This window comes from Escherichia sp. AM3, from assembly GCF_032029835.1.
In the GTDB taxonomy this organism is placed as follows: Bacteria; Pseudomonadota; Gammaproteobacteria; order Enterobacterales; family Enterobacteriaceae; genus Escherichia; species Escherichia coli.
In genome coordinates this window covers 1-299 of the sequence record NZ_JAVUPQ010000823.1, presented here as the reverse complement: position 1 = coordinate 299, position 299 = coordinate 1, and the positions used below count along the sequence as shown (strand labels likewise).

1 protein-coding gene is annotated in these 299 nt (G+C 52.5%); it reads right to left on the bottom strand.

Features of this window, described 5'->3' with window-relative positions; translation table 11 throughout:
• Nucleotides 1–299, bottom strand: a 299-nt coding sequence (locus RTW80_RS28560) for a helix-hairpin-helix domain-containing protein (protein WP_409415336.1), incomplete at both ends; no start/stop codon positions are given.

The following is a 299-nucleotide window of genomic DNA, read 5'->3' as shown; positions in this document are numbered from 1 at the left end:
GCGTTACCGCTTCGTTCGGCCTGAACACAAAACGGCGTTCACAGCTCGCTTTCCAGTCGATGACCGCCTGGGTCAGATGATCACCAAACCCTTTAACTTGCTTAACGCCACGACGGGTAACATCTGCTGCTGTTTCAATACCAAAAGACCGTAACGCCGCTTTACGCGCAGGGCCAGCGCCGGGAATAGAGGCAACATCAATAAAAAATCCCTCCAGAAACTTCTGCTTCTGCCGTTCCCTTGCAGTGTCATGAAGTGCTGCCAGAGCGAGTTTCTCTTCTTCCGGTAACCCGAGACTT